This window comes from Flavobacterium saliperosum, assembly GCF_900100625.1.
GTDB lineage: Bacteria > Bacteroidota > Bacteroidia > Flavobacteriales > Flavobacteriaceae > Flavobacterium > Flavobacterium saliperosum.
On sequence record NZ_FMTY01000001.1, the window covers coordinates 667565 to 680699 of the forward strand.

The 13135-nt window shown below is 42.0% G+C and carries 12 protein-coding genes and 1 tRNA gene; 3 read left to right on the forward strand and 10 right to left on the reverse strand.

Annotation, left to right across the window (positions count from 1 at the left end; all coding sequences use genetic code 11):
* Positions 1-12: 12 nt before the first annotated feature.
* The 6 genes from BLQ05_RS03195 to flxA form a co-directional block, all read right to left on the reverse strand.
* Positions 13-894, reverse strand: a complete 882-nt coding sequence (locus BLQ05_RS03195; RefSeq protein ID WP_023575685.1) for a lysophospholipid acyltransferase family protein — start codon at positions 892-894, stop codon at positions 13-15.
* A gap of 6 nt (positions 895-900) precedes the next feature.
* On the reverse strand, positions 901-1152 hold the full coding sequence (locus BLQ05_RS03200; protein WP_023575686.1) for an acyl carrier protein: 252 nt from the start codon (positions 1150-1152) through the stop codon (positions 901-903).
* An 84-nt stretch (positions 1153-1236) separates the two neighbouring features.
* The gene (locus BLQ05_RS03205; protein ID WP_023575687.1) at positions 1237-2463 is read right to left on the reverse strand and encodes a beta-ketoacyl-[acyl-carrier-protein] synthase family protein; all 1227 of its coding nucleotides are present in this window, start codon (positions 2461-2463) and stop codon (positions 1237-1239) included.
* 16 nt (positions 2464-2479) lie between these two features.
* Positions 2480-3211, reverse strand: coding sequence for a flexirubin biosynthesis SDR family reductase FlxB (flxB, locus tag BLQ05_RS03210; RefSeq protein WP_023575688.1), 732 nt, complete (start codon positions 3209-3211; stop codon positions 2480-2482).
* A 4-nt stretch (positions 3212-3215) separates the two neighbouring features.
* Positions 3216-4328 carry a WG repeat-containing protein gene (locus tag BLQ05_RS03215; RefSeq protein WP_023575689.1) on the reverse strand — a complete coding sequence of 371 codons (1113 nt, stop codon included), beginning with the start codon at positions 4326-4328 and terminating at the stop codon, positions 3216-3218.
* A 24-nt stretch (positions 4329-4352) separates the two neighbouring features.
* Entirely contained in the window at positions 4353-5873 is a 1521-nt protein-coding gene (gene flxA / locus BLQ05_RS03220) for a flexirubin biosynthesis tyrosine ammonia-lyase FlxA (RefSeq protein ID WP_023575690.1), read from the reverse strand.
* Positions 5874-5990: 117 nt separating this feature from the next.
* Here flxA and BLQ05_RS03225 point away from each other — a divergent pair, with 117 nt between their 5' ends.
* Positions 5991-7238: an NAD(P)/FAD-dependent oxidoreductase gene (locus tag BLQ05_RS03225; protein ID WP_035654089.1), complete on the forward strand. Its 1248-nt coding sequence runs from the start codon at positions 5991-5993 to the stop codon at positions 7236-7238.
* Between the two features lie 40 nt (positions 7239-7278).
* Here BLQ05_RS03225 and pth read toward each other — a convergent pair whose 3' ends face one another.
* From pth to BLQ05_RS03240, 3 genes are all read right to left on the reverse strand, one after another.
* Entirely contained in the window at positions 7279-7893 is a 615-nt protein-coding gene (gene pth, locus BLQ05_RS03230) for an aminoacyl-tRNA hydrolase (protein ID WP_081711840.1), read from the reverse strand.
* Positions 7894-8269: 376 nt separating this feature from the next.
* Positions 8270-8878 (reverse strand): 50S ribosomal protein L25/general stress protein Ctc, encoded by a 609-nt coding sequence (locus tag BLQ05_RS03235; protein WP_023575693.1) that lies wholly within the window; start codon positions 8876-8878, stop codon positions 8270-8272.
* Between the two features lie 27 nt (positions 8879-8905).
* Positions 8906-9847 carry a ribose-phosphate pyrophosphokinase gene (locus BLQ05_RS03240; RefSeq protein ID WP_023575694.1) on the reverse strand — a complete coding sequence of 314 codons (942 nt, stop codon included), beginning with the start codon at positions 9845-9847 and terminating at the stop codon, positions 8906-8908.
* Positions 9848-10125: 278 nt separating this feature from the next.
* Between BLQ05_RS03240 and BLQ05_RS03245 the strand changes: the two genes are divergently transcribed.
* Positions 10126-10205, forward strand: a tRNA-Leu gene (locus tag BLQ05_RS03245).
* Positions 10206-10270: 65 nt separating this feature from the next.
* On the opposite strand, the gene BLQ05_RS03250 is transcribed toward BLQ05_RS03245, so the two are convergent.
* Entirely contained in the window at positions 10271-11536 is a 1266-nt protein-coding gene (locus BLQ05_RS03250) for an MgtC/SapB family protein (protein ID WP_244884963.1), read from the reverse strand.
* 394 nt (positions 11537-11930) lie between these two features.
* On the opposite strand from BLQ05_RS03250, the gene bioB reads away from it, so the two are divergent.
* Entirely contained in the window at positions 11931-13019 is a 1089-nt protein-coding gene (gene bioB, locus BLQ05_RS03255) for a biotin synthase BioB (RefSeq protein ID WP_023575696.1), read from the forward strand.
* Positions 13020-13135: the final 116 nt, after the last annotated feature.

Here is a 13135-nt window from a genome sequence, read left to right on the forward strand (position 1 = left end):
GCCGGATGTCTATTATTTTTCTGATTTATTCCAAAATAGGAAATAATTAAACCATTGCAAAGGATATTTTTCAAGCATGGATTCGACACTTTCAGCATAAGCCTTCAAAAGTCCTTTTTCGTCACGCTGTTTCACATTGGCCATTCGGGCATACAGATGGTAATGAAGATTGGGTTCTTTCATTACGTACACAAAAACCACGGGTACCTTTAATCGCGAGGCAATCAGGAAAGGTCCGGCCGGGAATTTGGCTTCCTCACCCATTAAGGTTTCGGTCATAACTTTGCTTCCTTCGAAATAGCGGTCGCCGGTAAAACAAATCAACTCATTCTTCGACAAGGCATTATTAATCTCAAAAATATGGGATAAATCGTCTTTTACGATAATGAACTTTACGGATGGTTTTTTGGTGACGCGCTCGAGATATTCTTTGATGGCGGAATGTTCTCCATCGGAAGTCACCAGGTTAATCTGACATTCCAGATCGATTTCTCCGAAAAAATGCTCGGCGATTTCAAAATTCCCCACATGGGCACTGATTAGCACTCCGCCTTTTTTCTCGGCAAGAAGTTCGCGCAGTAAATCAATACCATCAAACTCATAGGTGAATTTATCGCGCAGACCGGCTGAAATTGCGGTTTTATCAATAAGTGTCTGTCCGAAAATAAAATAGCTCTTGTAGACCATTATTTTCGACTTCAGATAGGAATAATGAAGTCGGCTTCGGAAATAATAAAACGTAGCCCGATTGGATTTTCGTTCAAACAGAAAATAATAAAAAGCTACAAAAATCAAGACAGAATAGGCTGCTTTGATTCCGAGCTTTTTTATGCAAAAAACAAATATTTTGTATCCTAAAAGAGTCCCTTTGGACTTTCCATCCCATTGACTCATAACGGATTAGTTCTTGTGCTGAATTTTAGTTTCAATCAGATTATAGAAATCCTGGAACGTGGCGATTCCGACAAAATCAGCCTCACCCAGTTTTACTCCAAAGTTTGCTTCAATGGTTACTACCAAATCCACATAATCCAAACTATCCAAACCCAATGTATCTTTAAGGTTTGATTCCGGGGAGATTACCTCTGCATCTACTTCAAACTCGTCGATTAAAATCTCATTAATCTTCTCTAAAATCTCTTCTGTATTCATATAAACTGTTTATTATTTTTTAAAGGTAATGTGGAATCTCATTTTCATTGGCTTTCTTACCTACTGCAGATGCTTACTTCCTGTTTACTCTTTAAATTTCTTTACCACAACTGCTGAATTTGTCCCTCCAAATCCAAAAGAATTCGACAAATATATATCAAATTTTTTATTTACGGTCTCGGTTGCAATATTTAACTTTTTGGAATCCTCATCAGGATTTTCGAAATTAATGTTTGGTGCGATGAAATCATTCTGCATCATTATGGTCGAATAAATCACCTCACTGGCTCCCGCCATCCAACATTCGTGACCGGTCATTGATTTGGTGGAACTTACGTGCGGATTACTTTCCCCGAAAACTTCATGAATCGCTTTGGCTTCATTGGCATCCCCAAGTGGTGTTGACGTGGCGTGGGCATTGATATAACCTACTTCACTCGGATGTACGCCCGCCTGTTCCAAGGCGCGTCGCATGGCTGTTGCCGGTCCTTCCACGTTTGGCGTTGAAATATGGCCTCCGTTTGAAGAGAAACCATACCCTATGATTTCAGCGATAATCGGCGCTCCGCGTTTCACGGCCGATTCATAACTTTCCAGGATTAATGTGGCACCACCACCACTTGGCACCAATCCGTCACGGCCGGCATCAAAAGGTCGGGATGCTTTGGCAGGTTCTTGTTCGTTGGGTGAAAAAACGCCCAATCCGTCAAAACTCGCCATGGCATATTTGTTGATTTCCTGTGCGCCTCCGCAGATGATCATGTCCTGCATTCCCTGTTTAATCAACAGAAAACCCAATCCAATGGAATGCGAACCGCTCGCGCAAGCCGCACTGATGGTCATGTTCACGCCGCGCAATCTGAAAATGGTAGACAAGTTCATGGTTACGGTAGAGTTCATCGATTTGAAAATCGCACCGGAACCGATTAAAGCGGTATCTTTCTTTTCACGGATGATATCGGTCGCTTCAATAATGGCTTTGGAAACACTGTCGTTACCGTATAAAATTCCCACTTCGTTTTCGTCGAAATAACTGTCTTCAATTTTGGCGTTTTTCAATGCCTCGATGGTTGCCATATAGGCATATTCCGTTTCTTCGCCCACACTGATGCGTTGGCGACGGCTTAACAGGTTTTTCAGATCCGGTTTCGGAACCATTCCACTGATGGCCGACTGAAATCCGAATTCTTTTCGTTCCTCATCATATACTATCCCTGATTTCCCTTCGTAAAGCGATTGTTTCACTTCCTCCAACGAAGTTCCAATACAGGAATAAATCCCCATTCCGGTAATAACGACCCTTCTGTCCATTTTTTAAAAAGTAATGTTATGAATAAATTCCCCCGTTAATATTAATAACTTCTCCTGTAATGTAACCCGCTTTTGGTGAGGCTAAAAAACCAACCAATTCGGCCACCTCTTCAGCTTCCCCGAAACGGTTTGCCGGCACCATTTTGATTAATTCTTTTTCATCCAAATCGCTGGTCATGTCGGTACGGATAAAACCGGGCGCCACAGCATTCACGGTAATATTACGTTTAGCCACTTCCTGAGCCAAGGCTTTGGTCGCTGCTACAACAGCTCCTTTAGCCGCCGAATAATTGGTTTGTCCCGCCGTTCCTTTTACACCGGAAACCGACACCATGTTCACGATACGGCCGTATTTGTTACGCAACATTCTTTGAATAAAGAAATTCGTCACGTTGAAAAACCCGTTCAGACTTGTGTTGATTACATTGGTCCAATCTTCGTGCGACATCCACATGAACAAACCATCGCGTGTGATACCCGCATTATTAACGATAACCTCAACTACCGCTTCCGGATTGGCTTCCTGCCATGCGGTCAGTGTATTTTTCACTTCCTCTGCATCGGAAACATTGAATTTTATAATTTCACCGGTCGCACCTTTTTTCACCACTTCTTCCAAAGTTTTTTTGGCCGCTTCCTGATTGAACTGATAATTGATCAGTATATGATATTTTTTATCTTCTGCTAATTTCTGGCAGATAGCGCTCCCGATTCCGCGGGAACCTCCTGTTACTAAGGCACACTTCATAGTCTTATTTTTGAAATAATTCGGCGTTCTCAAACCACTTTCCGCCCAAAACGCTTCCGTCCGGTTTGATAAAACCCCATTGTTTTCCTGATTTGACACGTGCCAAACCATTGATGAATCCTTTATCGCTTTTCTTGAACAAAGCAGCCAAACCACCGGCCGTAATTTGATAATTGGCCGGAATAACCAGTTTTCCGCTGGCATTGATGAAGCCCCACTCTTTTTCTTTTACCGGTGCCAATCCGTCCGGACTAAAAATTTCGGCATCAAGATAGGTCGGCTGAACCACATATTCCCCTTTCAGGTTGATGTAACCCCATTTTTTTCCTTCGCTAACCGGCGCCAGGTTTTTTGAAAACGCTTTTACTTTGTCAAATTTAGGCTCGATAATCCAATTCCCTTTCATGTCGATGAATCCGATTTTATCCCCTTTTTTGGCATAGGTATTGTCCTGTGTATGGAAATCCCAAATTTTATTCACTCCTTCTATAGCAGTGAATTTATTGGCTGAAACCAAACCGAACACTTCTCCTTTTCTGGCCCAGGTGGTATTTTTGAAAAAGTTACCGATTTCATCGTATTCGGTGTTTACCACCAACTTTCCGGTTTTATCGATAATTCCCCATTTATCGTTGAGTTTCACACGGGCAAAACCTTCGTCAAACGATTTGATTACCTGATAGGTTGGCTGAAGTAGGATATCGCCTTTTGGATTAATTAATCCGATTTTTTCATTTTGTTTTAGAAATGCCACACCTTCTTCAAAGTCAAATACTTTTTCCGAAGCCGGCATTTTAAGAGTTTCCCCTTTCTTATTAATGTAGAACCACTGCTTGTCTTTTTCCACCACGCAGATACCGCTGTTGAAATATTTGGCATCCGAAAACGAAGGCTGAATTACCCATTCCCCTTTAGGACCGATAAAACCCCATTTCCCGTTCTCTTCGGCAGCAGCCAACCCTTCTGAAAAATTCTTTGCCACTTTAAATTTCGGCTGAATCGCAAAATCTCCGGTTTTGGTGATGTACCCAAATTTCCCGTCCTGACGTACCAGGGCCAATTCCTGTGCCGAAACCAACTGAACCAACAATAGTAATAATAAAGCGACTTTTTTCATAATTAATTAGGATTTTAAAAGGTTTTATTCTGCCATTAAATATTCTTTCACCTTCTGAACAAACGGATACATTATCTGATCCTGTTTGAATTCCGGGATGATATTGCGCACTTCATCGTACATTTTTCGGGTTACTGAAGAAACCTCGCCTTTAAATTCCAAGGCGTCGATGGCCTGTACAATAGTTATCAATTCGATTGCCAAAACCTCAAACGCGTTTTCAATCACTTTACCGGTAATTACCGCAGCGTTGGTTCCCATACTTACAATATCCTGATTGTCGTTGTTGTTCGGAATACTGTGAACGTACATAGAATTGGACAACATCTGACTTTCCGCCGTGGTGGAAGTAGCCGTAAACTGCACCCCCTGCATTCCGAAATTGAATCCTAACGTACCTAAATTTACAAACGGAGGCAAGATTTCATTCAGTTTGGAATTCAGCAAATAGTTCAGCTGACGTTCGGCCAACATCGTTAATTTGGCCACCACCAGTTTCAATTTATCCATTTCCAACGAGATGTAATCCCCGTGGAAATTTCCGCCGTGGTACACGTGTTGGTTTTTCACATCCACAATCGGGTTATCATTGGCCGAATTGATTTCGTTTTCCAATACCGATGCCACGGTGTTTATCGTATCGAGTACCGGTCCTAAAATTTGCGGCACACAACGTAATGAATAGTATTCCTGTACTTTTTCTTTGAAAACGTCTTCGGTATTTTCACCCGTATAAAGGTGGTCTTCGCGTTTGCGTACCAAAGCACTGTCGGCAAGGTTGTCGCGCATCATTTTAGCAATTTCCTGCTGACCGAAATGACGTTTGGTGTTGTTTAACTCGGCCGATAAATGATCGTCATACGCCTGAACGATTTCGTTGATCGCACAAGAACATTTCACTGCCCAATCCAGAACTTTTTCAGCATTATGAACATTTACGATACCGATTCCGGTCATTACCGAAGTTCCGTTCATCAAGGCCAATCCTTCGCGGATTTCCACATTGATCGGTTGCAGGTTTTCAATTTCGAAAACTTCTTTAGTCGCTCTTCGTTCGCCTTTGTAAAAGACTTCCCCTTCACCGATTAAGGTCAGTGCCAAATGCGCCAACTGAACCAAATCACCACTCGCTCCTACACCGCCGTGTTCGAAAATCAAAGGTGTAATATCTCTGTTAATGAATTCTTTCATCAAATGAATAACCGAAGGATGTACGCCTGAATTCCCTAGTGAAAGCGTATTCAGTCGCGCTAAGATGGCGGATTTCACACAAACCGGGCTCAATGGCTTTCCGGTTCCGGAGGAATGACTTCGAATCAGATTGTATTGCAATTGTAAACGGTCTTCGTCTTTAATTCGGTATTGTGCCATGGGACCGAAACCGGTGTTTACTCCGTATATTACTTTATTTCCTGAAAATTCCTTTAAAAAATTAAAGCTCTCTTCCACTCGGTTCAAAACCTGGTCGCTTACGGCAACTTTGTTGTTTTTAAACACGATGGCTGTGAATTCTTCCAAGCTCAAATATTCATTTATTGTATTCATTAAGGCTGTATTTTTTTGCTTAAATATTGTAAGCAATTTTATTTTAAAATTGAATTTATGTCTTTACATTTGAATGCCTGCAAAGGTAACATATTATTAAAAAGAAAAAAGAAAAATATGACACAGGAGTTTGTAGATGTTTTGGTTATAGGAGCCGGTCCTTCCGGTTGTGTTTCAGCATCTTACCTACATAATAACGGCACAAAAGTCAAAGTAGTTGAGAAAACAAAATTCCCGCGCCTCGTGGTTGGTGAAAGCCTTATCCCGAGGGTTATGGATCATTTTGATGAGGCCGGTTTGTTTCCTGCTCTTGACGCCATGAATTTTGAAAAAAAACTTGGTGCGCGATTCATCAGAGGTGAAGAAATATGTGTTTTCGACTTCAGTAAAAAATTCGGAGAAGGTTGGGACTGGACCTGGCAGGTACCAAGAGCCGATTTCGACAATACGCTCGCTCAGGAAGTCATCCGAAAAGGGATTGACCTGGAATTTGAAAGCGAAGTTTTGGCGGTGGAATTCAACGGAAGCGATTCGATTACCACTGTAAAAGACAAAGACGGGAACCTGAAAGAAATCCATGCGAAATTCATTATCGATTCCAGCGGATACGGACGTGTTTTACCGCGTCTACTGGATTTGGACACCCCTTCTAAATTAGACCCGCATTCCTCCATTTTTACCCATGTCAAGGATGTTAACCGTCCCGAAGGTGAAGAAGGCACACTGATTTCTTTCGATATTTTAGAAACCGAAGTCTGGTTATGGGTTATTCCGTTCTCCAACGGCAATACCAGCTTAGGTGTTGTGGGACCAACTACCTTTATCAATTCCCTTTCCGAAAATAAAGACAATGCGGAGGCGTTGAAAAATGCCATCCAGTTATCCGACTACTACATCAAACGTTTTGGCGGGGTGGAGTTCTTATTCGAACCGGTGAAACTGGAAAATTATTCCCGTTCGGTGAAGAAAATGTACGGTGACGGTTTTGCGTTAACCGGAAACAGTTCGGAATTTTTGGACCCGGTTTTCTCATCCGGAGTTGCTTTTGCTACGGAATCGGGTATGCTTTCCGCGAAATTGATTCACCGTCAGTTGCAGGGTGAAAAGATTGACTGGGAAGTGGAATTTACCGAATACATGCGTAGAGGCATCGGTGTGTTTACCACTTATGTGAAAGAATGGTACACCGGTAATTTACAGACTTTATTCTTCCACCAGCCGGAAAACCCGGAAGTGAAGGAAAAAATCTGTGCGGTTTTGGCCGGTTATGTTTGGAATCAGGACAATCCGTTTGTGAAGAAACACGACAATGTGATTAAAAATATGGCACACATGATCAATCTTGAAAAAGAGCAAGCGAAATAAAATAAAAAACCCCGATGCATTATCGGGGTTTTTTATTTTTCTATTTTCCGTTGTACTCACTCATGGTATTTCCCAAACCGGCCAATGCGAATGAAGTGACTGCTGCCACTGCCATATCGAGACGTTCGGGCAACGCAGTTTTTTCCTGTTCGTCCCATTCGCCCAAAACATAATCCACCTGTTTCCCTTTTTTGAATTCGTCACTGATGCCGAAACGGAAACGCGGATAGTCGGTGGTATTCAGAATCTGTTGGATGCTTTTCAGTCCGTTGTGGCCGCCATCACTTCCTTTGGGTTTGATGCGTATGGTTCCGAAGGACAAATTCAGATCGTCGGTGATGACCAATACGTTTTCCTTGGCGATTTTCTCTTTTTCCATCCAGTACTGTAAGGCTTTGCCGCTCAGGTTCATGTAGGTATTCGGTTTTAACAGTAAAAGCGTTCGTCCTTTGGTTTTGTATTCGGCGAGCGCGCCCAACTTTACGGTTTCAAAAGACAACCCTTCCTTTTTGGCCAGATGGTCCACGACTTTGAATCCGATGTTGTGGCGGGTGTTGACGTATTCGGCACCGATATTTCCTAAACCTACAATTAAAAATTTTTTGCTCACTTCGTTTGTATTGTTTTGTGGCGTTTGCAGCATCTCCGATTTCATGGGATCAATAGTAGCTGTAACCGCTGTTTCCTTTTTAAAGAATTGTGTTAACCATTTCATCCGGCAAAAGTAAGTTAATTTGAAAACGTTTCCAAAAACACGATGCCTTTGGTCCAATAGCCCCGATAGGAGTGGAAATCCTGTTGTTGTGAGATTGCTGCGCAAGCTCGCTACGACAGAATTGCAACGGATAGCGGGAACAGGGATTGCCTAAACGCCCAAGCCATTCGCTTCCCGATAAAAATAAATTAACCGCAAATTGGCAGCTTAAAATTATCAAAATCTACGAATCTGCGGCATAATAAAACCTCTAAAAAAAGAGCATAAAAAAAGTCCCGAATACATCGGGACTTTTTGGTATTGAATAAAATAGAAATTATTTTTTCTTTTTTGCTCCACCTTTTTCTGCTTTTGCAGCTTCCTGAGCCGCTTTCATTGCAGCACGAGAAATTCTCACTTGCGCAACCACCGTGTTGTCCGGGTGCAATAAACGGAAATTGTTTGTAGGGATTTTAGTCACATACAATTTGTTACCCATTTCTAATGGCGTAATGTCCGCTTCTACGAAGTCAGGTAAGTTAGCCGGTAAAGCTCTCACTTTAAGTTTACGTTGGTTAAGACGTAAAACACCTCCTAATAATACACCTGGAGACGTTCCAACAACTTTCACAGGAACTTCCATAGTGATTTCTTTGTCATCATGTAACTGATAGAAATCGATGTGCAAAATTTTGTCAGATACCGGGTGTACCTGAATGTCCTGAAGAATCGCTTTGAATGATTTTCCACCTTCCAATTCAACTACAACAGTGTGTACGTTTGGAGTGTAAACCAAGTTTTTGAATGCTTTTTCTTCAGCTGAAAAATGTACTGGTTGATCTCCTCCGTATAACACGCAAGGAACCATTCCAGCATTACGTACCGCTTTCGTTGAAGCTTTTCCTACGCTTTCTCTTTCTGATCCTTTAATCGTAATTGATTTCATTTGAACTATTTAAATATTAATAAAATACTACATTAAAAATTTACCGCTGATGGAGTTGTTGTTCTGCACCATGTGCATTACTTCTGCAAATAGTGGTGCGCAACTTATCGCTCTGATTTTTTCGCTTTCTTTTTTCAAAGGAATCGAATCGGTAACTATTAACTCTTTAATTTGTGAGTTTTCAATTTTTTCATACGCCCCACCGGATAAAATCGCATGCGTACAAATCGCTCTCACGCTTAACGCACCTCTTTCCATCATCATGTCGGCTGCTTTTGCCAGGGTGCCTCCGGTGTCGATCATGTCGTCCACCAAAATCACGTTTCTTCCTCTTACATCTCCAATCAGCTCCATCGTATCAATCACGTTAGCCGCTTTTCGTTGTTTGTAACAAATGACCACATCGGATTCCAAAAACTTGGAATAGGCATAGGCTCTTTTGGAACCGCCCATATCCGGTGATGCGATGGTTAAATTCTCTAAATTTAAACTTCTCACATACGGAAGGAAAATGGTCGATGCAAACAGGTGGTCCACCGGTTTTTCGAAGAAGCCCTGAATCTGATCGGCGTGTAAATCCATCGTCATAATTCGGGTTGCTCCCGCGGTTTCCAATAATTTGGCTACCAGTTTGGCTCCTATCGGCACTCTCGGTTTGTCTTTTCGGTCCTGACGGGCCCATCCGAAATACGGAATTACAGCGGTAATGTGTCGAGCCGAAGCTCGTTTAGCGGCGTCAATCATTAACAAAAGCTCCATCAGATTGTCGGCGCTTGGGAATGTTGAGCAAACTAAAAACACGCGTAATCCGCGGATTGACTCTTCAAAAGACGGCTGAAACTCACCATCACTATATTTAGAGAACGTTACCTTACCCAGCTCTACACCATAGTGCTTCGCGATTTGTTCGGCAAGATAGACACTTTGTGAACATGCAAATATCTTTGCTTCCGGTTCAATGTGTGACATTTTAATTCGTTGTTATGTAGTTAGTTAGTGTTGTGTCGCGTTAACGAGGTGCAAATTTAGAAATTAAATTCAACTCTGAAAGCAATTTTTTCTTTTATTTTTTGATTGTTTGTAGAATTTTTTTTTACATTTGCACCCACAAATTGAAACAATCAATTGTTCAAACAATTACTGTTTTAGCGTTTTTCTCTAAATCACTAATTAATTTGAATTGCCCGGATGGCTTAACTTTAATTAATTTTTTATAAAAATTAGCAAGTAAAACATCCAATCCATTAGCCCGGATGGCGGAATTGGTAGACGCGCACGACTCAAACTCGTGTACTTAGGTGTGTGGGTTCGATTCCCACTCCGGGTACTAAACCTCTCAGCAATGGGAGGTTTTTTTATTTCTAACGATTCGTTTTTTTAAACACTCTTCAGTTACAAAGTGAAAAAGGCAACCACTCCAGCCAACAGCATCACGCCATACCCGAGGTAGAGATAGTATTGCAGATGTCGGCCGCCGGCCCAAATCCCAATCCCCATCTTCACTAACGTATTGCTTAAAGTCGCAACGAGAACCGCTTTGGAAGCCAGCGCCACATCCAAAGAATGACCGGTTAGTTTCGAGATGGATATTGTAATGGCATCGATATCCGAAAAACCCGCTATGGCACTGGAAACCAGCATTCCTTCGGCACCCAGATTCGCATTGGCATAACTGACAATCAACAGAATAACCGTATACAACAACCCGAAAACCAAGGCACCCGGCAAATCCAACGGCTTGTCTTTTCGAACCACTTCCTCCATTCCTTTCACGTTTCGTTGTTTGAAATAAAAATAGAGCACGCAAAGGACAGCCGATCCGAAAACGATAAGCATGGCCAGGTACAATTCGGAAAAAAGCAATCGGTTAAAAACGAAAGTCCACACAAAAACACGGACAATCATCATGGCGGAAGCCGAAAAAATAGCGGTGGCACAATAAAGGGACAAATGGTCGTTTTCCTTGCTTTTTTTTGCAAAAATCCAAGTGGTGGCCGTACTGGAGACCAACCCTCCAATGAAGCCCGACAATAAGATTCCCCATTCGGCACCAAAAAAGCGCATGAGTACATACCCTACAAATCCCAAACCGGAGGTCAGGATAATGACCAATCCGATTTCATGTGGATTAATAACATCATACGGACCAAAAGTTGCATTGGGCAAAAAAGGAAACACCAGCAATACAATTACCGTAAAGCGAATAAAATCATACAGTTCATCTCCGGTTATTTTTCCGATTACGGCTTTGAGTCGGATTTTGGCGGAAAGCAGTACCACGACCACCACGGTAATCATCAGACTGATTTCTATAAAACCCAAAAACGTTAAACTTCCCAGCAAAAAAGCAATCAGTACGGAAGATTCGGTTGTGGCACCGATATCACCGAGCGAGGCCGTTATCCAATAAGATATTCCGACGACAATTATAATCGCCAGCAGCACTCCGAAATAAATCCAGGGTGAAAAAAGAAACGAGGTCATGGCCCCCATGAAACCCAACAATACCACAAAAACAAATGTCCGCATCCCCGCCACACTTTGCACCTTCTCTTTCAAGGCGTTGTGCTCCCGCTCCAAACCGATCAGACAACCGATTCCGATGGCCACGAGCAACCGGACCACAAACTCCGATTGCGTCATTTTGAACGTAAGCATGTCAACAAATTGAGAATCCATCCTAAAAAAAGGTAACGGTTAGCGGTAGAACTAATTTCGGAATTTTATCTGAATCACAGTCACTTCCACCAAAAAATCAAAACCGGACAGCAATCTTTACAAACACCTGTAACTTTACCCACAGAACACTAACCAAACCCATATATTAAGAAAATAACTTAAAAAATTAAGTTATTTTCTTAATGCATATACTTATTTTCTTAATAGATTGATAACGACTATTTATAATTTTAAGTTGTTCTCTTAAAAAACACAGTTATTTTCTCAATTTACCACGTCGGTCAACGTGGTAAAAGACGTTTAAAAACACTCCTAACAAAATTTTTTACTTCGTATCTAATTACCTATTTTTGAACCATTCAAATAATGTAGTATGAGTACAACAACGAAACACAACTGGACGAAAGAAGAAATCATTGCGATATATAACAAGCCATTGATGGATTTGCTTTTCGAAGCGGCCTCCATTCACCGTGTAAATCACGACCCTAATGTGGTTCAGGTTTCCACGTTACTGTCGATTAAAACAGGCGGTTGCCCGGAAGATTGCGGATACTGTCCGCAAGCAGCCCGTTACCACACTAAAGTAGAAGGTAACGATTTAATGTCGGTTGCACAGGTAAAAGCACAGGCGTTACGCGCCAAATCCGGAGGTTCTTCCCGCGTATGTATGGGAGCAGCCTGGAGAAACGTAAAAGACGGACCCGAGTTCGATCAGGTTTTGGAAATGGTACGTACCATCAACAAACTAGACATGGAAGTATGCTGTACTTTGGGAATGTTAACCGAAAACCAGGCGCACCGTTTGGCAGAAGCCGGATTGTATGCCTACAACCACAATTTAGACACCTCTGAAGATTATTATAAAGAAGTGATTTCCACCCGAGGATTTGAAGACCGTTTGCAAACCATTGAGAACGTTCGTAAAACGAATGTTACCGTTTGCAGTGGCGGAATCATCGGTATGGGAGAAAGCATTGAAGACCGTGCAGGCATGTTGGTGGCCTTATCGACATTGAACCCACAGCCGGAATCGGTGCCGATTAATGCGTTAGTTGCGGTAGAAGGCACGCCGATGGAAGACGAATTGCCGGTGGAAATCTGGGAAATGATCCGTATGGTAGCCACTACGCGTATCGTAATGCCGGAAACACAGGTGAGACTTTCTGCCGGAAGAACACAAATGTCAAGAGAAGGTCAGGCGATGTGTTTCTTTGCAGGAGCGAATTCAATTTTTGCAGGTGACAAATTATTAACAACACCAAATCCGGATGTAAACGAAGACATGAAAATGTTTGAAATGTTGGGATTACAACCGCAAAAACCGTTCATCAAATTAATGCAACCGGAAACTGTGGAAGCGGAAGACTCCAAATTCCAGGCCTTGGGCGAAAAACCAAAATGGTCCCGACCGGAGCATAAAATTGAAAGAAACCTTGAGGCGCAGGCTAAAGGAAAATAAAATCACATCTCACTTAATTGATATAGAATACTTTATCTTATATTATAAAGATTTTTCTTAACTTTGCTCTTAGCCGCCCCGCTAAGAGCATTTTTTTTGCAATTCATTTTAATCGC

Bases quoted from the DNA above. Each gene is read 5' to 3' on its own strand.
- BLQ05_RS03235 (WP_023575693.1), bottom strand. From the start codon at position 8,878: ATGAAATCAATTACGATTAAAGGATCAGAAAGAGAAAGCGTAGGAAAA.
- bioB (WP_023575696.1), top strand. From the start codon at position 11,931: ATGAGTACAACAACGAAACACAACTGGACGAAAGAAGAAATCATTGCG.
- flxA (WP_023575690.1), bottom strand. From the start codon at position 5,873: ATGAATACAATAAATGAATATTTGAGCTTGGAAGAATTCACAGCCATC.
- BLQ05_RS03215 (WP_023575689.1), bottom strand. From the start codon at position 4,328: ATGAAAAAAGTCGCTTTATTATTACTATTGTTGGTTCAGTTGGTTTCG.
- BLQ05_RS03200 (WP_023575686.1), bottom strand. From the start codon at position 1,152: ATGAATACAGAAGAGATTTTAGAGAAGATTAATGAGATTTTAATCGAC.
- BLQ05_RS03195 (WP_023575685.1), bottom strand. From the start codon at position 894: ATGAGTCAATGGGATGGAAAGTCCAAAGGGACTCTTTTAGGATACAAA.
- pth (WP_081711840.1), bottom strand. From the start codon at position 7,893: ATGAAATCGGAGATGCTGCAAACGCCACAAAACAATACAAACGAAGTG.
- BLQ05_RS03250 (WP_244884963.1), bottom strand. From the start codon at position 11,536: ATGCTTACGTTCAAAATGACGCAATCGGAGTTTGTGGTCCGGTTGCTC.
- flxB (WP_023575688.1), bottom strand. From the start codon at position 3,211: ATGAAGTGTGCCTTAGTAACAGGAGGTTCCCGCGGAATCGGGAGCGCT.
- BLQ05_RS03240 (WP_023575694.1), bottom strand. From the start codon at position 9,847: ATGTCACACATTGAACCGGAAGCAAAGATATTTGCATGTTCACAAAGT.
- BLQ05_RS03205 (WP_023575687.1), bottom strand. From the start codon at position 2,463: ATGGACAGAAGGGTCGTTATTACCGGAATGGGGATTTATTCCTGTATT.
- BLQ05_RS03225 (WP_035654089.1), top strand. From the start codon at position 5,991: ATGACACAGGAGTTTGTAGATGTTTTGGTTATAGGAGCCGGTCCTTCC.